The following is a 22492-nucleotide window of genomic DNA, read 5'->3' on the forward strand; positions in this document are numbered from 1 at the left end:
AGTCCGTACGTCGCTAAACGGGCGCTTGCGCCTTTGTTCTTATAAGGCTGTTTGCTAAAAGATTGGGACTACTTGTTTGTCCCACTGAAAAGCTTTGTTGTTTTTGTCACTAAAGACATAAACCGCGAACTAACTTTTTTTAGATGATATTGGAGTGTTAACTACCGCTCCGGAAATACACTACGCGCACCTTAAGGTGACCCGTGAGCCTCCTCGTGCTGTCTTCTTTAGGGGTCTCACTTTGGCCACTTTCCCGCAGGAGTCTCCGCGTATTTCCTCCGCTATTGTTGAGCATTCTAACTTCTCAACATATTGTTATTGTTAGGTTAACCATCCGTTAGTTAATTACTATTAAAATGGTTTATTGGAGCGAAGTGCAGTCGACTCCTGCTGGAAAAGCAACAACTGAAGACCCTGCAGGAAGTGGTTTCTTCCGAGGAGGCTGAAGTGTTAACCTAAGGTGCGCGACTGCCCGTAGCGGAAATCAACGTTAACACTCACTTAGTTCGTAGTTTATATTTGCTGTGAGATTAAAAACAACAACTACGAATGAGCCTTATATAATCTTCCTTATCATGAAATCATTCGCTTTTAGAACTGAGTGTTTTAGTAATGTCCCAGCCCCAGCAAGTCGATTCCATAATTGTTTTTTTTATGTGATGAAATTGGCTGTATGACCTCACTCCAAGAGTTCGCGACACTCCATGAATTATAAATTGAGGTGCGGGCAGACAGTACACTCCTGATTCGTTCACAATCAGCGGGAGATAAAAAACACTTGTTGAAGATCCACTTGATACTTGTACTGAGAAGTATGAAGTGCAATAGAAGAAGCATTACCACGAACTTTGGTAAAGAAGATAATTATTCTCGAAGAAGGGATCCTCCAGTACTTCTTTTAATGTATTCAGGGTTCTTTCTGTCTCGTCAAAGTAAATGGAATCATATTCTAAACTTCCAAAGAAGGGACCATACATTGTTGGTAAAAGATTGATAGCCTTTGATTTGTCTTTTAGTATGGAATGGCAATGCTGATAAAGCTCCACTATCTGTACTTTTTTTACCTCAGTTAAGGCCAAGTTATCATCTATTCCACCTTGAACATTTTGAACGAACCAATGATGGATATGATTGGCTTTTCTCCAGTATATTACTTCGGTAAAGAGGCTTTCCCATTTGAACTCGAATTCCTCAAAATGTTTCACATAATCCTTAATTTTAAAATAAAGCTCACTTTTTTCTTTTTTCAACGTTGTTAGGTTAGCATTAGACCAACAGATTTCTTTCAATTCGAGGCCTTCAATCTTAGGTGCTGCAAAAAGATACATATCAAGTCCCATTTTTTACACCTACCTTTATTTTAAAAAAGCCCATATCCTCTTTTCTGGTATATCAACTTGTCCTCCTTTCAGATAAATGTTAATGATGGTTTGAATTTGGGAAATTTTTGAATCCTGGAAGCATGCGTTTGGAATTGGATCGTTGAGTAGTAGTAATGGAAGAAAGAAACGCAATGCAGAATGTTGTGGCAAAAAAATAATAGAGTGAAAACGAGGATATAGATTTAGGTATATTTTACCATTAATTAAAAAGGTCTGTCTCCATTTTTTTATAAAAAAAAGATTAAGTTTTGTCACGTGATACATTTCTATATAGCAGGGGAATAGGATAGGGCTTATTCTCCGTTCTCCTTGCTAAATAATAAAAGCCAAAATTCGACAAAAACCGGGAAGTGACAGGCACCATTAATTTTTGTGTTCTTGTTGGAGTTGTTTGGGGGAGAGGTTGTATTCTTTTTTGAATAGCCGGTAAAAGCTGGAATAGTCAGGGAAGCCGCATTGTAAGGCAATGTTCTCTAAAGAAAGCTTATTTTGTTTGATCAATGTGACTGCATTGGATAGTCGCTTTAAGGATACGTAACGGTAAAAGGGCAGGTTCATGTTGTTTTTAAAATAATGGGAAAAATAATATTTGTTTAGATGAAAATAATTCGAAACATGATCTAAACTTAAATTTGAATCGGTTAAATGGGATTCAATGTAATCCAAAATAGCTGCTAACCTTGCATCCAGCTCTTTCTTTTCGTTAAAAATTGGGATACTACTCTCCGGGTTCAAAATAATTTGAAGTGCCTGAAATAATAAGTAATGTAATGTAAAAGAATGGTTCTCTTCGTCCTGCCTGATTCGCTGCGTAATATCATGGAGTAAGTCAACCATTCTTTGAAAGTTTCTTTCATGAAGATTTAGTACATAAGATCCTTGTGTTTTTTGATAAATGATATGCTCTTTCATCGCTTGGGCACTGCGCATATAGTCTTCGAGTAAATGGGAACTAATATTAAGAATAATCCGGTCATAGTTATGAATATCCGCAACTTCCGCTTTATGCACAGCATATGGAGGAACCACCACCACATCCCCCTTTTTCAAGGAGTAGGTCTTTCCTTCACAGAAAAATTCGCATTCTCCACCTAAAAAAACAAGAATCTCCATCACATCATGACTATGTAATCGGAATAACGACTCTAACCGGGAAAATTCCTCTGCGGATTCATTATGTTTCTTGAGCCAATCATAGGATTCGGATTGATTTTCTTTGCCAACAAAATAATAGAGTTCAAAGCTTTTATTCGTTACTGGCAAATGAATGGAATGTTCCATTTTGAATCCCCTTTCTAATAGCAATATTTACAATAATTTTAGCAATAAGTATCATTTATTTATAGCATTTTGTTGCTATTATATCATTATGGATGATAAAAAAGTAATTGCAATATACTAAATAGAAAGCCCTATCATCCCATTTTAAAAGATATATTCTTAAAAAAGATGATTAGGGCAGTTAATGATTAGGAGGCACGTAAAGTGGAAGATAATCAGAAACAGCCAGATTTAGAGGTGAGAAAGAAACCACTCATTGAAGAAAATGGTTTGAAATTTAAAGATTTAAACAACAATGGCAAATTGGATCCATATGAAGACTGGCGTTTAAGCCCGAAAGAACGTGCAGAGAACTTGGTTTCCTTAATGAATATGGATGAGAAAATCGGGATGATGCTCATTAATACACGGAAAATGGGGCTTTCTCAGGAAGATAAGAGTAAGACAAGTCATGATGGTGTATTAGATGAAGGTGTTGTAGAAAAAGGGGAAAATATTTTCGCCGTCAATAAAATATATGGAACGACCCATACCGTTGAAAACATGCATTTGCGCCACTTCATTTTAAGAGACAACTTCAGTCCTGCTGAAATGGCGGAATGGATTAATACCATGAATGAAGTGGCGGAGAGTACACGTTTGGGAATTCCTGTTTTGATCACTTCAAATTCCAGAAACGAAAATGCCGAAGCTGTTTTTGGTATGAATGATGCAGCAGGGATATTCTCCACATGGCCGGGGACGCTAGGTCTTGCTGCAGCAGCGAAGGGTGATATTAAAAATGGAGGAGATGCATCTTTAATCAGCCAGTTTGCTAAAATTGCACGTAAAGAATGGGATGCAACTGGTATCCGTAAAGGCTATATGTATATGGCGGATGTAGTTACCGATCCAAGATGGCAGCGTACATATGGTACATTTGGTGAAGATCCGGAATTTATTGCAGATGCAATTGGTCGTATCATTGATGAATTCCAAGGTGAAGAACTAGGCAAACATAGTATTGCACTGACAACGAAGCACTTCCCAGGTGGAGGGGCAAGAGAAAATGGATTTGACCCGCATTATGAAGAGGGTAAATGGAATTTATATCCAACACCAGGAAGCTTAGAAAAATATCACTTACCACCATTTAGAGCGGCGGTAGAACATGGAACATCTTCTATCATGCCATATTATTCTATCCCAAGCATTAAGAAGAGTGTAGTTCAGGAATTCGAAGGCGAAGATATTCCGTTTGAAGAAGTAGGCTTTACATTTAATCATTACTTCTTAAATGAAATTCTACGCAAGCAACTTGGTTTCAAAGGCTATGTCAATAGTGATAGTGGTATTGTAAACAAGATGAGTTGGGGGATGGAAGATAGTAGTGAAGCAGAACGTTTTGCTAAAGCAATTAATGCCGGTACTGATTTGATCGCTGATACGAATGATATCGAAAATCTTAAGATGGCAATCAGCAAGGGTTGGATTAGTGAAAAACGTATTGACGAAGCAAATGTACGGCTTCTAACGGAAATGTTTACTTTGGGTCTATTTGATGACCGTACGTACAATCCACCAGAAAAGGCAACAGAAGTTATAAGCACAAAAGAACATTGGGAAGCTGCCTATGAAGCACATAAGAAATCTGTAACCGTATTGAAAAATTCCGAACAGACATTACCATTAACAGCAGACAAGTTAAATGGTAAGAAGGTTTATGTGGAAGTATTCCATAAAGAACAGGAAAAAGCGGATAAATATACGGAACAAGCAAGAAATGAAGCAAACGAGGTTGGTCTGTTTAACTTAACTAATAACTATGAAGAAGCAGATACAGCTATTCTGTTCTTACATCCAAAATCCGGAGCTTACTTTAATGCAACACCAGGACTGTTAGAGCTTGAATTATGTGAGGATAAAGTGAACACTGCCTTAGATGGTGCACTATATCAAGAGACTACATTAAGTGGTATGGATCATCTGAAAGAAGTGGCAGACAGTATTCACAACCGCGGTGGAAAAGTCATTATGAGTGTGAATTTCGTTCTACCTTGGATTCTTGGCAATGTAGAGCCAATGGCAGATGCCTTAATTGCTGGATATGACACATTCTTCAATGCTCAGTTTGAGGTTATGGCAGGAAATTATAAGCCAACAGGTGTTTTACCATTAACATTACCAGCCAGCGAAGAAGTCATTGCCGTTTACCAGGATGGTCAAAGTGTATCAAGAAATGATGTGCCTGGCTATGATAAAGATAAATATATGCCAAAAGGAATGAGCTATGCATACAAAGATAGCGACGGCAATGTGTATAAACTTGGTCATGGATTAACTTATTAATATAAAATGGAAGCAAAGGGACTGATCTTTTGCTTCCATTTTTTTTGATGTTTCTGGGAAAGTATATAAAGTAAAGCAAAAACTGAATTCGACGTAGCTAAAATGTTAACGTCCCAAGTATAAGAAAAACTTTGCTAAAGGATGAGCGAATACGAGTTTTCCAAAAGCGATTGATCTATCACAATTCCAACCGCCCCGGGTTTCAAAAATTTGCCCCTGTATCCAATTAAATTAAAAGAAGCAGACACCTGATGATATCTGCTTCTCCTTATTATTTAAACGAGAATCGAAAAACTCATTTATTGTGGAATGATAATGGAGTATCCGGGCCATATTGTACTTGCTGAAAAACCTGGACGCTGCCAGTTAGCACGCAATATATCTTCCACCGAAACCTGAAAGCGATTGGCTATTCCGTTCATGGTATCAGTGGGTTCAATGTCATAAATCAAAGCAGGTATCCGTAATGATTGCCCGATATAAATTAAATTAGGATCTTTTAATTGATTCATGACGGCAATTGATTCGGTTGGAACGGAAAAACGCTGGGCGATGTCAAATAACCTTTCATTTTGTGACACAATATAAAAGGTTGCTGAATCACCATTTCCAGCGATAGGCACTACTAACACCTGCTCAGGAAAAATGAGATATGGATCTGTAACTGGTGGATACAAATGGTTGGCCCTGGCAATGGACTGAATATCACTTGCAAACCTTGCCGCTATTGAATTCAGTGTATCCCCTGGCTGAACAGTATAAATAACATGACTATTCGTTTTAATATTCAAGCATATCATCTCCATTAGTTAAGAAATGTTTTCAGTTTATCATGTGATTAACTGGCTGTAAGACCCCCACTTCATGATTTCAAGTTTTCAAGAGGATTTAATGAAAGGTAAATGGGGGAAGGCAGCCAGTAAACACCTGATTCGTTCATCTAACAATCAGTGGGGGATGAAAAAAACCACTGATTGAAGATTCACTTTATCATATGCAGTAATTGAATGAATGTTTATATCCTTTAAAAAGCCCGTGTTGTGTAAAAGTTTCTTCATCAGTTTGGAATGTCAACAAGACGGAGCATATCTTTTCCTTTTGCATTTCACATATATCAGTGACCAGTACAAGCAAGCTGATCTGTCCTGTCCGGATTTAGCAAGTCAATGACATGACTATAAATTACCATCAAAAAATGATTGCAGTTTGACGGAAAGTATGAAACTATTTATATATTAAACAACAGAGAAGGTGCTTTTAAAAAATGGTTGGCATGGGCTATCGGACGATTAAAACAGCTGTAGGAGCGGGGCTGGCGGTTTGGATTGCCAGTTTACTGGATTTGGAATTTGCTACCTTTGCAGGTATCATCGTCATTATGTGTATTGAGAAAACGAAAAAGAAGACAATTAGTACGATACAAAAAAAGTTCTTTGCGTCTCTTTTATCCATCATTGTTGGTGGTTTGTTCTTTGAATGGTTGGGCTATAATCCACTTGTTTTCTCCGTATTTATTCTCGTGTTTGTTCCAATCCTTGTGAAAGCTCGCATACAAGGCGGTTTCGTCACAAGCATGGTTGTCGTTTTACATCTGTATACGGTGCAGGATGCAAACATGGACGTGTTTTTAAATGAGTTCTATATTATTATAATCGGAATGGGGATTGCCCTGCTCGTCAACAGCTTTATGCCAAATTTTAAAAAAGATATTGAAACATATAAATATAAAATTGAACAGAAATTTGCAATTATCCTGTATGAATTTTCGGCGTATTTAAGGGACGGTGAACGGAACTGGAGCGGGAAAGAGTTATTAGAAGCAGAAGAAATCATTAATCAATACAAAAGTGTTGCCATTCAGGATGTAGAAAATCATCTGTTAAGAAAACAGAATAAAGATTATTATTATTTGGAAATGCGGGAGAATCAGCTGGAACTGCTTAGTCGAATGGCGAAAATTGTTTCGGTTGTGTCTTCTCTAGGGCTACATGTAAAGCAGAAGGAAATGTTTGCCGATTTCCTCGAGTATTTAAGTGAACATGTGCATTCTGGAAATACAACCGGCATCTCATTAAATAGGTTAGAGGAATGCAAGACATCCATTCGCGAGACCGAATTGCCGAAAACAAGAGAAGAATTTGAAATAAGAGCGAATCTCTTTTATCTCATCAATGAAATTGAAAACTACCTAACTATTAAGAAAATGCTGTTTGCAAAAAGGAGCGATTGATGGCAGCATAAGACGGTTCTTTTACATTTGCTGAAAAGAAAGAACCGTCAATCTGCTTAATATTCACTTAAAAATTGCATATCATCCTTTGATAAAGGTTGATTGTTAATCCGTAACCTTCCTCTTGCCTCTACCAGGCTTACTTTTCCATTTATTAAATCTTTCTCTGGAAGAATACATGGAATTTCATAGGTCACAAGCTTTCCTTCCTGATCATAAAACAAATATCCTTCTTTCTCGTCATGGATGAAGGAGTTGATTTTTATATTAGGGGTAATGAACAACGTAATCTTTTCCTTATCATTCCACATGACTTTGATAAGGATTTTTTTCTTTACTTTCTTTTCTGTTAGAGCTTTAATAGCACTTAATGAAATGGAGTCTTCCATTGTTTTTCCTCCAAGCATACGTTTATTTACTCTTTAGTAAAGTATAAAAAAAACTACCACATTTGTTAAAAGATGAGCGAATGCGGGTTTTTCCAAGAATACTCATGCTTTCCTATCCTTAGTATGGACAATTGCTGAAATGAGAGTCATTTTCAGTCCATTTCTATCTGTACCATAAATAACATAGATAATCCACTGTTATAAAGAAATTTTCATCTGGTTTATATTTCGAGCAACTGGATAAAATGATTAAAAATCACAGCTGAAAAGGTGAAAAGAGGGATGGATGCTTATGGAAAAAACGATATTAAAACTGCCAGGGCTGGAGGATGATTTTAAGCCAGTGGAAGGAGAGACTACAGAGGTGTTTGCTTCTTTTATTGGAGAGAATAATAAGAACTTTTTAGCTTTTATACGGAACGAACGAACCGAGAATCCTGTAGAAATGGTGGTTTTAATACCAAATTTAAAACGGTGGTATTTATACAAAAAGTTAAATGAAGAAATCGGCTTAAGTGTTCAGATTTTACAAAGACCGGATAAGTGTATGGATTATAAATTTCTTTAATTTTAATTAAGTGATTAACTAGCTGTAACAAACCGTATTGATGGAAGATTTACTTTATAGATAAGGAAGGGCATATATTGGAATTAGCAGGAATAAAAGATGATTTTATTTTACTTTCTAACAATCCAAGAGGGCTAGCTGTCTATTTAGGTAGAAACCATAGCAATATTCTTATTTTCCACCCTATAGAAGAACCGAGAGAATCAGAAGAGTTACTCGCTCATATAAGGGAGGAGGAAAAGGGGTATTTATTTGACAAGCTAAACCATCAGCATAAATTAGTCGCCTACATTAGTAAACTACCGCTGATGAGAAGCGGTTATACATTGTTTTACCAATCATTTGATGATGTCAATCGATTTATTTTGGATTCCATGTATGATGAATTACTGAAATATTTGAAGGAAAAAGCGAACAATAGTAGTATTTTGGCCTATAATGTAGTCAAAGATGGTGTAGTAAAAGAAGTGCCTTATTTTTAAAGAAGCATGGGGACGGTTCTTGCAGTAGTAAGAACCGCCCCCATACTTCTTCATATATTTTTTTTCTTTTTGATCTCTTTCAACTCTGTATTCAGTGCTTTTAACAGGGAAATGCTCATTAAAATTACGATAAAAGAAAATGGCAGGGCAGCAGCAATGATAGTATTTTGAAGTGCTGTTAGCCCACCAACGTATAGGAGGACAAGTGCTACAGATGATAGAGCGAATCCCCAAACGATTTTAACACTTGCTGCAGGATTCAAGGAACCATTTGTAGTTTGCATACCAAGTACAAAGGTTGCTGAATCGGCAGAAGTAATAAAAAAGGTTAGAATCAGTGCAATGGAAATAATGGACAACAGAAACGAAAAGGATAATTGATCATACATATGGAAATTCAAAACTTCGATTGCATATTGAGTTAAATCCACTCCACTTTCCTGAACACTGCTTGCGGTTGTCCCGAATGTTGCGAACCATATACCGCAAATAACTGTTGGAACAATCATGACTCCAAACATAAATTCGCGAATCGTTCGGCCACGGGAGACTCTAGCAATGAACATGCCGACAAATGGTGCCCATGAAATCCACCACGCCCAATAGAAAACTGTCCAGGCATCGAGCCATGCACGATTATCACTAGGGAGAGGTGCTGTACGGAAACTCATCTGGATGAGATTTTGCAAATAATAGCCAAAGGTTTCCGTGAATATATTAAGAATTAGCAGAGTTGGTCCAATAAGGAACATACTAATAAATAGTAAAACAGCGAGTACCATGTTTGCGTTTGATAAAAACTGAATTCCTTTGCTTAAGCCGGTCCAGGCAGATATGAGAAATAATACGGTGATAATTAGGATAATAAAAAGTTGGCTAACGAAACTTTCTTCCAGCCCGAATAGATGGGAAAGTCCGGCGTTAATCTGTGCTGCACCTAAACCTAATGAAGTAGCAACCCCAAAGATTGTCGCAAAGGTGGCCAGGACATCGATTGCCTTCCCGGAAGGTCCCTTAATTCGATCACCAAATAATGGCTTTAATGTAGTGGAAATTAAACCAGGCTCCCCTTTACGAAATTGGAAGAATGCAAGGGCCAGCGCGACTAATCCATACATCGCCCAGCCATGGAGTCCCCAATGAAAATAGGTGAATACAAGTCCTTCTTTAATAGCTTGCTCGGAACCAGGGTTTGATAATGGGGCATCTGCATAGGAATGAAGCAATGGTTCCGAAGCACCGTAGAATACAAGACCAATCCCGAGTCCAGCAGAGAAAAGCATGGCAATCCATGACGATGTAGAGAAGTCAGGTTTCTCATCATCTCTTCCTAAGCGAATTTTTCCATAACGACTAAAGGCAATGAAAAAGGAAATTGCTATAAACCCAAGCATAATCCACATGTAATACCAGCCAAACGTAGTAGATAAGAAGGCATTTAGATTGGTTGTTAGGTTTTCTGCATATACAGGGAATAAAGCTCCTAATAATACTGCTAAAATAATTAATGCAGCAGTTATGTAAAAGACACTTGTTACTTTTTTCATATTACCCCCCCAAGATATTTTGATTAAGCCTTAGTATGCAAATATTTCTCAGGAGTATACAAAATTAGTAACTGTCACCATCCTCCGCTTCCGTAACTACTGTGAACAGCCGTAACCCCTCCAAAAAAAAGGACTAATTTTTTCGACAAATTTCGGGAAGTGACAGGCACCAAATCAAAAGGGGCCTTGAAATGAATGATAGACGTAATCAATCATTGTCTTATAGTCGAAAACAGGAAGCTGAACCGCATCTTTTACAGCATTTGTGTAAGGAGGCAGGAAGCTACATTCAAGTAGAATTGTTTTTATTTGAGGATCATCATGGACCATTTTAGTTGCAAGGGAAATGACCTCCTGTTTGATTCCCTCGTCGTTCAATAAACCACTTTCATTGATACAAGCATCATAAAAGAATGGCATGTTTTGTAGGCCTTTAATGTGCAGGCGCTGCGTATCGTATATCTTTATTTCACTAAGTAAGTTCTTATTAAGGCTGGTGGAATCTGCGGTAATAATACCGACCTTTTCTGTTTCGTTTAACATATGTAAAAGAAAAGGAAGTTGCAGCAAACTGGATAAAAATACAGGAACCTTTAATGCTTGACGTATTTCGTTTTGATAACAAAGCAAAAAGCCGCAATCTGCTGTAATAGCTTTGGCACCATTTTGTATTAGTTCCTTCCCTCTATTAATAATTTCCGGTAAAACCATTTCATCCTTATTTGTAATTTTTTGCGCGGTCACCTTTTCCAATGTCCTATATATAATAGGATAGGAATACGAGGCAGCATTGCCAACATCACCAAGGATTCTTGGTACATTTGTATCCAGCATTAAAATTCCAATCGTATATCCGTAATTTACCTGTCCTTGTTTCGCGTGATATATCATACAGTGCTCCTTTCCGATAACATAATGTTAGTATGGCCGGCATATTTTGATTTCATTACTATTTGGGGAGGGCAGCATGTATTCAAATCGCACGGCCCTCAAATCAAAAAGGTGAGAAGAGAAACCCCAATCCTAACTTTTAAAAACAGAATCACAAAAAGCTGGTTCTAATAGTTCTATATTCCTTCAATCTAACGTATTATAATAAAAATATTCTGAAAAGTTAATCGGTACATTATCGAGGTCTGTCTTTATTAACGGTTTTAGTCATTTGTTGTAAAAACAAATAGAAACTGGTATGGAGTATTCCATTCCTGCTTCTGAACATTAAAAAGGAGGGGATGCTTTTAATTTAAAAAAGAAGATTACCCGTAATGAAAAGGGAAGTCATTTTGATTCGAATGCTTGGTACCGCCACGTTAAGTTTCTGGAATAATTATGGGATTCTTAGTCATTTAAGAGAGGTGGACAAGAAATGAGTTTAACCAAAAAGATATTAATAGCCCTTTTTCTTGGTGTGATTACTGGTTTAATTTTAACCTTTGTACCGGAAAATATCTATTCTGTCCTGGATACGTACATTTTAAATCCAGTTGGACAAATCTTTATTCATTTAATCATGATGCTTGTTGTACCAATTGTGTTTGTATCTATCGTTCTTGGAAGCGCAGGCTTGGGTGATCCAGCTAAGCTTGGGAAGGTTGGGATACAGACGATCAGTTTTTTCCTTACAACCACAGCCATTGCTCTTTGTATCAGCCTTGCATTGGCATATATGATAAAGCCGGGAACAGAGGGAGTCTTTAATGTAAGCGCTGCAGATTATGAAGCAAGTGAAGCTCCACCTATCATGGAAACACTCGTGAATATTATCCCAACAAACCCGTTATCCTCCATGTCTTCGGGGGACATGCTGCAAATTATTGCCTTTGCGGTTTTTGTTGGAATTGCTCTTGCCTTATTAGGGAAAAAGACTCTTGGCATGTACCGGTTATTTGAGCAAGCAAATGAGATTTTGATGCTGCTGGTTAACATTGTGATGAAAACTGCCCCATATGGTGCGTTCGCTTTAATTGCTTCTGCCATTGGAGGTGCAGGCTTAAATGCGATTGGATCGATGGGAGCATATATGGGAACCGTAATTTTAGGGCTGATTATTCATGCGGCCTTCACATACAGTCTGGCAATCTGGCTAATTGGAAAAGGAAACCCAATTCAATTTTATAAAAACTTTTTCCCGGCGATGTCTGTATCTTTTAGTACGGCCAGTTCCAGTGCAACTTTGCCCATTTCGATAAAAACGGCCCAGGAAAACATTGGCATCGATAAAAATATCAGCAGTTTCGTCCAGCCACTGGGAGCTACGATTAATATGGACGGTACAGCGATTATGCAAGCAACAGCTGCGGTATTTATCTCTCAGGTGTATGCGATACCATTGGATTTTAGTGATATCATTATGATTATTCTTACTGCTACATTGGCTAGTATCGGTACGGCTGGTGTGCCTGGGGTTGGATTGATTATGCTTGCTATGGTGCTAACACAAATTGGTTTGCCTGTCGAAGGAATTGCGCTCATTATTGGTATCGACCGCATACTTGATATGCTTCGAACCGCATTGAATGTTACCGGAGACGCAACGTGTGCTTACTTAATTTCTGAAAGCGAAAAACGAAAAAAGGCAGGTTAATTGGATGCATGGGGATGGCTCTTTTGCTTTATTTAAAGCAGAGAAACCATCTCCATGCTTTGTTATTAATGTGAGCAGAACAGCTGTGAGAACTGCTGGAGCAATTAGTGCTGGTGCTCGTAATGTTGTGCCCGCAGAAAGTTCAGCCCGTAGCGGAAATCAACCTAACAGTTATTTCTGGGTTTATATCAAACCAAAAGCATCAATTAGTGTGAAAAGACTTATAAAGTTGTGAAGGAAGGTCAGTACCCACTATGCTTGTGATGATGATGACCCATTCTTTATTTATACAAAATTTTTATATAATTAACTTGAATTACATCAACTCAGATTATATAATTAGAAATGGTAAAAGTATTAGTTAAATATTCTAATAATTTACATTATAAATTATGTTATAATAAGTTGAAATCTAAAAAGGAGTATGTAAAATGAGACCGAAACTGTTAAATTTTGAACAATTGGTTCAACAAAATAAGCAGGAATTATTAGCAGATGAAAAACGAATAGCGCAAATCGAGAGGCGTTTGGAAAAGAAACAGGAAGAATCAGTTAAGAAAAAACAATATCAGCAATGATAAAGAAGCAGGGAAAGATTTCCTGCTTCTTTTACACTTTTATATTTTTGGGAAAACAGGCTCTTAGAATAAATATGCAGAGCCTGTTTCAATACTTTTCAATTTCGAAAGTGGACTATTTTTTATTCGGATTACCTGCATGCCCTGGTTTTTCAGGGTCACCTGCATGGTTAGGTGCTCCTTGTTCTCCAGCATGGTCTGGTTTACCTTTAGCCTTTCCATTATTATAGGATAGTCCGAAATCGTATCCATATGCATCTCCGTGTTTGTTAACATAAACATAAGACGGATCTTCATCGTAACCAGGAACATCTCCTGCGCCATTTTCAACTGCTTCCATATTAGCTGGAATAGTAAATGGCATTTTTCCAGTAGGGTTGTAGTTACCACGAATAACATCTACTATTGCTTCTGGTTTAACATTGAATGTACTAATTACAGCAGCAGCATTTGGTTCGATAGCTTCTATAATCCATGGGCTGGTCATGTTGATTGAAAGTATAGTTGGGACAGTTTCTTGAATTTCATTGATTCGATCAACCTCTGTGATTCCTGTTTCAGGTCCTATCGTAATGGCTGGATCTCCTGTTGATGTCCGTGGACGTACCCACACAAAGGCATGAGTTGCTTCTTCTACATTATCTGTGATCGTAATACTAGAATCGTATTCTTTGATTGTATCTTTAAGACCGTTTGTAATATCAGTTGAATTGCCAGCAGCAAAAACTTCCACATAGAGCTTTACATCATCGATTTTATTATCTTTTAGAGGTAATAGGTTGTCATCATTTCGCAATAGAACAACAGACTTACGATGAGCTTCATCCGCTTTTTTCTGTGTTTCTGGATTGTTTACCACTTCAAGTGCGTTTTCAGGGTCTGCATAAGGGTTTTCAAATAATCCAAGCTGCATCATTTCTGTAAGTAGATAGTCGATAGATTGATCAATTCTTTCCTCTTCTACTAACCCATCATTAACAGCGTTGATAAGGTAGGTAGGGTCTGGCTCACCAGAAAAAATGTCCACACCTGCTTCCATTGCGTATGCAATTCTTTCTTCTTTCGTTAAATCTTCAACGCCCCAAGGCATCGCTGTAGTTATACCAGTGTCGGTATTAATATATCCATCAAAACCTAACTCACCACGTAGATAGTCTGTAATAAGTGCTCGGTTGTATGCAAAGCCAACTTCTTCAAATTGCTCTGTTTCACTGTACCATGGTACCCCTTGATCTGCACTGAATTCGTTACTAGGATAAGCATAGTACGGCATAATAGAAGTTGTACCTGCATCAATCGCTGCCTGGAATGGCGGAATATGATATTTTTCAAGGCTGCCTTCTGTTGGATATGGATTAAAATTTCCATCTAAATAATGTGGATCTTTTCCATCATCACGAGCTCCACCACCAGGGAAGTGTTTCGTTGTTAGAGACACACTATTTGGCCCAAGTTCTTCACCTTGGAATCCTTTAACGACGTTATAAATCATATCTGCAGCAAGTTCAGGATGTTCACCAAAGGTTCCACTTGTTCTTCCCCAAAGTGGGTCAGTGATAATATCTGCCATATACATGTATCCTTTTTGAATACCGGCAGCTCTCCACTCATTTGCAGCAATCTCTGCAAATTCTCTTACCATTTCTGTATCACGTGATGCAGCCAGTCCTAATTCACCCGGCCAGGCCGAGAATACGCCAGAAGATTCGGAAAATCCAAAAGCTAAATTATCATTAATGTGATTCCGAGGATTCGAAGTTATGACAGCTGGAATCCCTAATCGGGAGCTTTCAGCCACTTCCTGGATTTGATTTAACCATACTGCAAGTTCATCAGCTGGTGGATTTTCACGCAAAATAAAATGACGTAAATTGCGGTCCAGTATCCCCTTTGATGTCCCCGATGCATCAAGGACAGGAGTGTCGAATTCATAATTCGGGTCACCTGGTTCTGCCCAGCGATTTGTTTCTGACCATACGTCCGATTCACATAATAAATCGTATTCTTCATTAAATTCGCTGCAGCTTGCTCTGTTTGCACTGTAATGGGAGGAAATAAACATCAAACCAGCTTTTTCCTCCAACGTCATTTTAGAGATTAAATCATCCACTCGTTCATCTACTGGCTGCCTCCAGTCTTCATATAAATCCAATTCTCCATTGTTATTTAAGTCTCTAAATTCATTGCCATCAATCGTTAAGGTACTCTTTATTCTTGAATGCACTACTGGAGAATTCGTGGTTTCAGTTCCTGCAGTTCCTGCAGTTTCTGCAGTTACAGACTGGAATACTAATGGTATAACTAATAATAATGCTAAAAACAAAACCATCATCTTTTTGATTCGATTTTTGTTCACTTTCATTTCCCCTCCCTAAATAAAATATATTAGAAATGTGAATAGTAGCCCAAATTCACCTCCTTCATACAGGCATCCTAATTTGTTTGTCAAACAAACTAGGAATATAGAGAAATTATAACAAATAAGGAAAACGTTTACAATATAATATTTGGAATATTTTAAAGATAGTAAATAGTACCTAAATCGATGATGGAAAAATTGGTGTATTTAAAGATGGTTTATAAGTTTAGGGAAATTGGTAAATTATTCTGCGATATTTTTACATAAAGCGCTTATCCTGAGAGATTCTAGAAATATATAGGAAGGAAAGAGGAGCTGGAACGATGGATTTTTGCCCTTTATGTAATGGAGTCGAAACGGCCGCCGTTGAATGTCCGAATTGTCAGGCTACCCTGGAGGATCAAGGGAAAATAACCGATTATTTTGATGACTATAGTGCCTATATGGATATTGATATGATGAAGATGTTTGACGGAAATCGGAAATCACTGGAAGATCATGAATGCTTGCATTATTTTTATTGCACAAACTGTCAGCACGAAGAGACAAGAACCATTAGCGACAGTGCCGATGGATTTTCTTGACTTCAAGTGGGAAGCAGGATACGGTTCTGTTGCTTCTTTTTCGTTATATTACTCGGGGTCCGTAAACAAAATATGACGTAAGGTCAGTCCCCACTGTGGTATAGGGAGATTGACCTTTTCTTTTGTTTACATAAACTTTAAAAAAAATAACTTGATTTACATTATCACAAGTTTTATAATTTAAAATGGCAAAAATAGTTTATTCATAAAATGTTCAAATAATTTACATTATAAACTATGTTATAATAAGTTATATATTAAAAAGGAGTATGAAAAATGAGACCAAAACCATTAAAATTTGAACAATTGGTTCAACAAAATAAACAGGAGTTATTAGAAGATGAAAAGCAAATAGCTCAAATTGAGTTGCGCCTAGAAAAAAAACAGGAAGAATTGGTTAAGAAAAAACAATATCATCAATGAAAAAGAAGCAAGGGACATCCCCTTGCTTCTTTTGTTTTTTAGAGATAATACAATCAAATTCCCAAAAGTGTATTCCTGGATATACTGGTGGACAGTCTCACTTCCTGGAAAATCTTGTCCTATATTAAGAAAACTCGTCAATTAATTGGCGAGTTTTTTGTATATCCAATTAGATTATCTATTTGAAAAACGTCCCATTCAGCTTATTGATTATCATAAACTTGTTTCATCATCTTTATTTTCCCAAGCATTTCCGCTTCTCGATGTGAGAGCATTATCAATAGATCTCCATGGGTTTCAATATGACCATAAGGTGCCTTGAATTTTACATTGGATTTCCAGAACAGTTCATCATAGCTGTTAATTCTTTGTTGCTGTTCTGCTAAATCATCGATTAATTGTCCAAGGGATGGTGGCTCGCTGGACCAATCCGAAACGTTAATATCGGAACTAAACAGCTCTGCATATTCTTTTGGTATTCTCTGAGATTTTTTTTGATTTACAAATAATAATTTCTCATTCATTAATAATGTATTACCAATATGCCAGCGTACCGTATTATCAAAGTATTTCGATTGAAAATCTAATATTTCCTCATCCAAATCCTGAATATATGTAAGCAAAGAAGTTCTAGCGAGATTAAATGCTTTTAATGTTGACATTCTCGTTCCTCCTATCCAATTCCACTTTTTAGTATAGTCGAATCAAATAGTAATGAAAAGAAATATGCAATTAAGTTATGTAGGTTTTAAATTACTACATTATTATCCAAGAGGTCACGTAGAAAGACTCTAGGTTCCCGAACGAACGCGGAATCCATCCCAAAGGTCACGTAGAAAGGTTTTAGGTGCCCGAACGAACGTGGAATCCATCCCAAAAGTCACGTAGAAAGGTTCTAGGTGCCCGAACGAGCACAGGATGCATCCCAAAGGTCACGTAGAAAGGATCTAGGTTCCCGAATGAGCACAGGATGCATCCCAAAGGTCACGTAGAAAGGATCTAGGGTCCCGAATGAGCACAGGATGCATCCCAAAGGTCACGTAGAAAGGCTCTAGGTGCCCGAATGAGCACAGGATGCATCCCAAAGGTCACGTAGAAAGGCTCTAGGTGCCCGAACGAACGTGGAATCCATCCCAAAAGTCACGTAGAAAGACTCTAGGTTCCCGAACGAACGCGGAATCCATCTCGAAGGTCACGTAGAAAGGATCTAGGTTCCCGAACGAACGCGGAATCCATCTCAAAGGTCACGTAGAGAGATTCCACGTGACCGAATGAAAGCAGGGTCCAGCCGCAAGTTTAAAAGAGCAAAATGTAAATTTATCGATCATCTGAACCATTAGCTGATGCCGATTCTAAATCTTCCCAGTATACAGCCCGAACTTGCTCTGTTCCTGAATGCCCAGAAAATAGACTAATCAAGATTAAGCTAATCATCGAGACCAAAAATCCAAAAATCGTATGATCAATCGGTATATTTAGCAGTGGCCATATAATGGTTGCAATCATAGCTAAAACCATACTCCAGATGGTTGCTGTTTTCGTAACCCTTTTCCAAAACATTACCGCAATAAACGGGAATACCATAACAGTCGCTGTCAGCCTTAATGCCCATTGAAATGCCGTTTCTATATCTGTAATAAAATAAGCGGTAATCAATCCTAGTATAGTAATAATGACTACTGTTACTCGGGATACTGTCATCAGTTGTTTATTATTGGCATGAGGCTTATATAGGCGTTGGTACATGTCTCTTGTCAGGTTAGAGCTTCCTTGTAAAATAAAGGAAGTAGCGCCTGTCATGAGAGCGGCCATTAATGCAATGAATACGACTCCACCAATTGCCGGGTGTAGCAGCTCGGCAGTGACATAGGAAAATAATAAGTCAGGATCTGTATTCAGTGGCACAAACTGTCTAGCAATGACACCAATGGAAAAAGGCAGAATGGAAATTGCACCAGCAATGAGAAAACCAGTGATTCCAGCTTTTTTTGCTACCTCTTCATCTTTTGAAGCAAAGATTCGCTGCCAGGTTGATTGCCAAACCATATAAAACGGACCAACAGATAAAGCATATAACAATACTTCGGTTAAACCGTATGGACCTATGGGGCTCAAATATTCTATTGGTGTATGAGCAAAGATCTGACCAAATCCGTCCGCATAGTTTACACTAGCGAGAAACAGAACGCTAATACCGATAATAATAATGATGGATTGAAGTGCGTCTGTTAGGATGGTTGCTGGTAAACCTCCTAAAATAGTAAAGCCAAGGATCAGAATAAATGACAAGGCAATACCGATGTTTAGCTCCATTCCCAGCGTAATATTAAAAATGGTAGACATGCCCACCATCTGTAAAGCAAGTGTTGGAACAGAATAAATAATCGCGGAAATAACGGATGGGATTACACCCGATTTCCCTCCAAATCTTTCCCCGAATAAATCTGCTATCGTATAAAGTTTCTGCCTCCTTAAAGGAGCTGCAAAAGCAATGATTAGTAAAAGGCTAAATAAAATACCGGGAAGAGCAAATTTAAAAAAGCCTGAAACTCCTACGGTAAACCCCATCCCTACCCAAGCAATAAAAACAGAAGCGCCACACCAAGTACTAATAATCGTACCTACAATTGGTTTGAACCCAGAATTCCAGCTGCCAATTAAATATTCTTCATACGTTTTAATTCTGAAAAAGTAGTAAAACCCCATTGCAAACATAAAAATGAAATAAATAAACATATAGCTTAAATACCAGGTCATCACTTTTCCCCCATATTCTGTTAACCCGAGAAATGTATTCTCAAGTAGAATGAGTATGTTACTGAAATATCAATCAGCTATAGTTTGGTCTTTATCCTAATTATTATCCGATTTTTTCCTTTCTGACTGCTTGTAACTGTATAAAAATGTAAAATAAAGAAAACATATAAGCAGTCATATTAAGAAGGAGAGGCTTATGGAACCAAATAAATCTATATCACTTACCGCATCAGAAATGGCGAACCTTTGGACACAATACATATTTGATTCCATGTCGATTTGTTTCTTTAAATATGCCCTTGAGCATATCGAGGATGGGGATATTCGTCCTATATATGGCTTTGGAATTAGCAGAATCACATGTTGTAAAAATAGAGGAATTTTTTAAAGGGGAAGACTACCCTGTACCACATGGATTTACAGAAGATGACGTAAATGTCAAAGCCCCGAGGCTATTCCAGGATCCGTTTTACCTTCATTATTTGTACATTATGACATTGCAGGGGTTAACAGGATACGGACTTTCTGTGAGTACATCAATTAGGGAGGATGTTCGTAAATACTATATCGAATGTAATACAGAAACGATGATGCTTTTTGAAAAAACGCTGGATGCGATGCTGAAGAAAGGAATCTATAATCGTCCACCAGTGCTTTCATCACCTGGTTCGAATGATTTTGTGAAGCAGCAAGGATTTTTAACGGGATGGTTAGGAGAACGCCGTCCGCTTACAGCAATGGAAATAAGTGATATTACATTTAATATGAATAAGATGAATCTCCATGTCGCTTTAAAAGTAGGTTTTAGTCAAGTAGCCAAATCTGATAAGTTTCGAAAGTATTCCAATCGGGGTGCTAAAATTTCTAACAAGCAGATTAAAGAATTTCAAAATATCTTTCATGAAGAAAAGCTAAACTTCCCCATGTCACTTGAATCCTACGTGACCGACTCAACTGAAGCTCCGTTTTCTGATAAGTTAATGATGTACCAGATTCAATTGTCAACTCAGATTGCGATTGCATTCTATGGTACTGCATTAAGTGTGAACTCTAGAAGAGACTTGGGTGCAAAGTATGTCATGTTTACCGAGGAGCTGGCGAAATTTGCGGAGGACGGTGCGAACTTAATGATTGAGAACGGCTGGTTGGAGCAGCCGCCATTGGCAACCGATCGGAGGCATTTGTCCAGGGGAAAAAGGTTTAATTTTGAGGAATAGACTAATTGATACTGACAATATTGAAATTGCTTTGGTCCAACACTATAACCGCGCTGAAAATGAAGGGGGAAGGGGAGATAATGAATTCTCACTAACCCCTTCTGTATTTTAAATGTATAATTGAATAGGGATTGTATGAATAAAATGAATCTTATCCTTTCCTAATAATTTTGGGGAAGCAAGGGAACCGCCCCTATCGAAAGGAAGGAATATTTATGTCTAAAAAATTGGATTTATCGAGTTTTGAGAAGAAGCTTGAGGTTAGAAATATTAGAGAAGATGATATCAATCAAATTTTGGAAATGCAGAAGAGTTGTTTCCCGAATATGGATCCATGGAAAAGGGAACAGCTGGAGAGTCATTTGGAAATTTTTCCAGAAGGGCAATTTTGTGTGGAATATGATGGAAAAATTATTGGAAGCTGCTCTAGTTTAATTGTAAATTTTGATGAGTATGATGACAAGCATACATGGGATGACATTACGGATGAGGGATACATTACGAATCATGATCCAGAAGGCTATAATTTGTATGGCATCGAAGTAATGGTAGACCCGGAATATCGGGGGATGAAGATTGGCAGAAGGTTGTATGATGCCAGAAAAGAATTGGCGAGGGAACTAAATCTGAAGAGTATTATTATCGGTGGAAGAATCCCTAATTATCATAAATACAAAGATCAGTATTTACCTAGAGAATATGTGGAAGAAGTGAGTTACCAAAATATTTACGACCCTGTACTGACTTTCCAGATTATGAATGGCTTTACGGTTATGCGGATTAATCCTGGCTATTTACCTGACGATGATAAGTCTTTGAAATATGCGACATTGATGGAATGGAATAACATTGATTATCGAGCAAAGACGAAGCGTCATTTTAAAACGGCATTTCCTGTTCGAATTACGGTCATACAATATATGATGAAAAACATCGAATCCTTTGAAGAATTTGCAAAGCAAGTAGAATACTATGTTGATGTTGCCTATGATTTTCGATCGGATTTTGCTGTATTTCCGGAAATCTTCACTACCCAGTTAATGTCCTTCTTAGAGGAAAAAGTTCCTTCCAAGGCTATTCGTAAATTGGCAGAATACACGGAGGATTATATCGAACTATTTAGCAGCCTGGCCTTGAAATACAATGTTAATATCATTGGCGGTTCCCATTTTGTCGAGGAAGACGATCACATTTACAATATTGCTTATTTATTCCGACGGGACGGAACGATAGAAAAGCAATATAAAATTCATGTAACACCGAATGAGCGGAAATGGTGGGGAATTCAGCCTGGTGATGCTGTTCGTGTATTCGATACCGATTGTGGGAAAATTGCCATTCAAATTTGTTATGACATTGAATTTCCAGAGCTTGCCCGCTATGCAGTAGACAATGGTGCAAATATTATTTTTGTTCCTTTCTGTACTGATGATCGTCAAGGCTATTTACGGGTAAGATATTGTGCCCAGGCTCGGGCCGTAGAAAATCAGGTGTACACGGTCATTGCCGGTACAGTTGGAAACTTAACCCAGGTGGAAAATATGGACATTCAATATGCCCAGTCCGGAATATTTACACCTTCTGATTTCGAATTTGCCCGGGATGGTATCGTTGGAGAATGCCATCCGAATATCGAAACGGTGGTAGTAGGGGATGTCGATTTGGAAATATTAAGGCGGCAAAGAAGGTCTGGTTCAGTAAGACAGCTTCGGGACCGGCGCAAGGATTTATATGAAGTAACATATAAAAATATAGAGGCAGATAGGTGAATCAAAACTTGGGA

At 37.8% G+C, this 22492-nt stretch carries 20 protein-coding genes and 1 pseudogene; 12 read left to right on the forward strand and 9 right to left on the reverse strand.

Annotated elements, in window-relative coordinates; all coding sequences use genetic code 11:
- Positions 1 to 836: 836 nt before the first annotated feature.
- Both GMJ66_RS01870 and GMJ66_RS01875 read right to left on the reverse strand, forming a co-directional pair.
- The gene (locus GMJ66_RS01870; protein ID WP_156288655.1) at positions 837 to 1340 is read right to left on the reverse strand and encodes a hypothetical protein; all 504 of its coding nucleotides are present in this window, start codon (positions 1338 to 1340) and stop codon (positions 837 to 839) included.
- A 405-nt stretch (positions 1341 to 1745) separates the two neighbouring features.
- Positions 1746 to 2663, reverse strand: a complete 918-nt coding sequence (locus GMJ66_RS01875; RefSeq protein WP_156288656.1) for a helix-turn-helix domain-containing protein — start codon at positions 2661 to 2663, stop codon at positions 1746 to 1748.
- A 204-nt stretch (positions 2664 to 2867) separates the two neighbouring features.
- On the opposite strand from GMJ66_RS01875, the gene GMJ66_RS01880 reads away from it, so the two are divergent.
- Positions 2868 to 4991, forward strand: coding sequence for a glycoside hydrolase family 3 protein (locus GMJ66_RS01880; protein WP_156288657.1), 2124 nt, complete (start codon positions 2868 to 2870; stop codon positions 4989 to 4991).
- Between the two features lie 299 nt (positions 4992 to 5290).
- Here GMJ66_RS01880 and GMJ66_RS01885 read toward each other — a convergent pair whose 3' ends face one another.
- Entirely contained in the window at positions 5291 to 5782 is a 492-nt protein-coding gene (locus tag GMJ66_RS01885; protein ID WP_197046575.1) for a LysM peptidoglycan-binding domain-containing protein, read from the reverse strand.
- 473 nt (positions 5783 to 6255) lie between these two features.
- Between GMJ66_RS01885 and GMJ66_RS01890 the strand changes: the two genes are divergently transcribed.
- Entirely contained in the window at positions 6256 to 7221 is a 966-nt protein-coding gene (locus GMJ66_RS01890; protein ID WP_156288659.1) for an aromatic acid exporter family protein, read from the forward strand.
- Between the two features lie 56 nt (positions 7222 to 7277).
- Here GMJ66_RS01890 and GMJ66_RS01895 read toward each other — a convergent pair whose 3' ends face one another.
- The gene (locus tag GMJ66_RS01895) at positions 7278 to 7610 is read right to left on the reverse strand and encodes a hypothetical protein (RefSeq protein ID WP_156288660.1); all 333 of its coding nucleotides are present in this window, start codon (positions 7608 to 7610) and stop codon (positions 7278 to 7280) included.
- Between the two features lie 292 nt (positions 7611 to 7902).
- On the opposite strand from GMJ66_RS01895, the gene GMJ66_RS01900 reads away from it, so the two are divergent.
- Entirely contained in the window at positions 7903 to 8178 is a 276-nt protein-coding gene (locus GMJ66_RS01900) for a hypothetical protein (protein WP_156288661.1), read from the forward strand.
- Between the two features lie 77 nt (positions 8179 to 8255).
- Positions 8256 to 8660 carry a hypothetical protein gene (locus GMJ66_RS01905; RefSeq protein ID WP_156288662.1) on the forward strand — a complete coding sequence of 135 codons (405 nt, stop codon included), beginning with the start codon at positions 8256 to 8258 and terminating at the stop codon, positions 8658 to 8660.
- Between the two features lie 50 nt (positions 8661 to 8710).
- Here the strand turns inward: GMJ66_RS01905 and GMJ66_RS01910 are convergent, their stop codons facing one another.
- A complete protein-coding gene (locus tag GMJ66_RS01910; RefSeq protein WP_156288663.1) occupies positions 8711 to 10207 on the reverse strand; it encodes a BCCT family transporter in 1497 nt (498 codons plus the stop codon).
- 174 nt (positions 10208 to 10381) lie between these two features.
- Positions 10382 to 11098: an aspartate/glutamate racemase family protein gene (locus tag GMJ66_RS01915; protein ID WP_156288664.1), complete on the reverse strand. Its 717-nt coding sequence runs from the start codon at positions 11096 to 11098 to the stop codon at positions 10382 to 10384.
- Between the two features lie 475 nt (positions 11099 to 11573).
- On the opposite strand from GMJ66_RS01915, the gene GMJ66_RS01920 reads away from it, so the two are divergent.
- The 3 genes from GMJ66_RS01920 (at position 11574) to GMJ66_RS01925 (ending at position 13369) form a co-directional block, all read left to right on the forward strand.
- The gene (locus GMJ66_RS01920) at positions 11574 to 12791 is read left to right on the forward strand and encodes a dicarboxylate/amino acid:cation symporter (RefSeq protein ID WP_156288665.1); all 1218 of its coding nucleotides are present in this window, start codon (positions 11574 to 11576) and stop codon (positions 12789 to 12791) included.
- Positions 12792 to 12795: 4 nt separating this feature from the next.
- The gene (locus GMJ66_RS20360) at positions 12796 to 13026 is read left to right on the forward strand and encodes a hypothetical protein (protein WP_197046576.1); all 231 of its coding nucleotides are present in this window, start codon (positions 12796 to 12798) and stop codon (positions 13024 to 13026) included.
- A gap of 196 nt (positions 13027 to 13222) precedes the next feature.
- Positions 13223 to 13369 carry an FbpB family small basic protein gene (locus GMJ66_RS01925; protein WP_156288666.1) on the forward strand — a complete coding sequence of 49 codons (147 nt, stop codon included), beginning with the start codon at positions 13223 to 13225 and terminating at the stop codon, positions 13367 to 13369.
- 115 nt (positions 13370 to 13484) lie between these two features.
- On the opposite strand, the gene GMJ66_RS01930 is transcribed toward GMJ66_RS01925, so the two are convergent.
- Positions 13485 to 15731 (reverse strand): glycoside hydrolase family 3 protein, encoded by a 2247-nt coding sequence (locus GMJ66_RS01930; protein ID WP_156288667.1) that lies wholly within the window; start codon positions 15729 to 15731, stop codon positions 13485 to 13487.
- A 320-nt stretch (positions 15732 to 16051) separates the two neighbouring features.
- Here GMJ66_RS01930 and GMJ66_RS01935 point away from each other — a divergent pair, with 320 nt between their 5' ends.
- Entirely contained in the window at positions 16052 to 16312 is a 261-nt protein-coding gene (locus GMJ66_RS01935; protein ID WP_156288668.1) for a hypothetical protein, read from the forward strand.
- 276 nt (positions 16313 to 16588) lie between these two features.
- Positions 16589 to 16735, forward strand: a complete 147-nt coding sequence (locus GMJ66_RS01940; RefSeq protein WP_156288669.1) for an FbpB family small basic protein — start codon at positions 16589 to 16591, stop codon at positions 16733 to 16735.
- A 203-nt stretch (positions 16736 to 16938) separates the two neighbouring features.
- On the opposite strand, the gene GMJ66_RS01945 is transcribed toward GMJ66_RS01940, so the two are convergent.
- Both GMJ66_RS01945 and GMJ66_RS01950 read right to left on the reverse strand, forming a co-directional pair.
- On the reverse strand, positions 16939 to 17397 hold the full coding sequence (locus GMJ66_RS01945) for a DinB family protein (RefSeq protein ID WP_156288670.1): 459 nt from the start codon (positions 17395 to 17397) through the stop codon (positions 16939 to 16941).
- Between the two features lie 655 nt (positions 17398 to 18052).
- Positions 18053 to 19492: a sodium:solute symporter family protein gene (locus tag GMJ66_RS01950; protein WP_156288671.1), complete on the reverse strand. Its 1440-nt coding sequence runs from the start codon at positions 19490 to 19492 to the stop codon at positions 18053 to 18055.
- A gap of 235 nt (positions 19493 to 19727) precedes the next feature.
- Here GMJ66_RS01950 and GMJ66_RS20535 point away from each other — a divergent pair.
- The 3 genes and pseudogenes from GMJ66_RS20535 to GMJ66_RS01965 form a co-directional block, all read left to right on the forward strand.
- A pseudogene (locus tag GMJ66_RS20535) lies at positions 19728 to 20097 on the forward strand (DUF3231 family protein); the annotation flags it as partial.
- A 12-nt stretch (positions 20098 to 20109) separates the two neighbouring features.
- Complete coding sequence (locus GMJ66_RS20540) at positions 20110 to 20709, forward strand: DUF3231 family protein (RefSeq protein WP_269321859.1); 600 nt, start codon at positions 20110 to 20112, stop codon at positions 20707 to 20709.
- Positions 20710 to 20924: 215 nt separating this feature from the next.
- Positions 20925 to 22478 carry a bifunctional GNAT family N-acetyltransferase/carbon-nitrogen hydrolase family protein gene (locus GMJ66_RS01965; protein ID WP_156288674.1) on the forward strand — a complete coding sequence of 518 codons (1554 nt, stop codon included), beginning with the start codon at positions 20925 to 20927 and terminating at the stop codon, positions 22476 to 22478.
- The last annotated feature ends 14 nt before the right edge of the window (positions 22479 to 22492 follow it).

It is taken from the genome of Oceanobacillus salinisoli, from assembly GCF_009733865.1.
GTDB classification, from domain to species: domain Bacteria; phylum Bacillota; class Bacilli; order Bacillales; family Amphibacillaceae; genus Oceanobacillus; species Oceanobacillus salinisoli.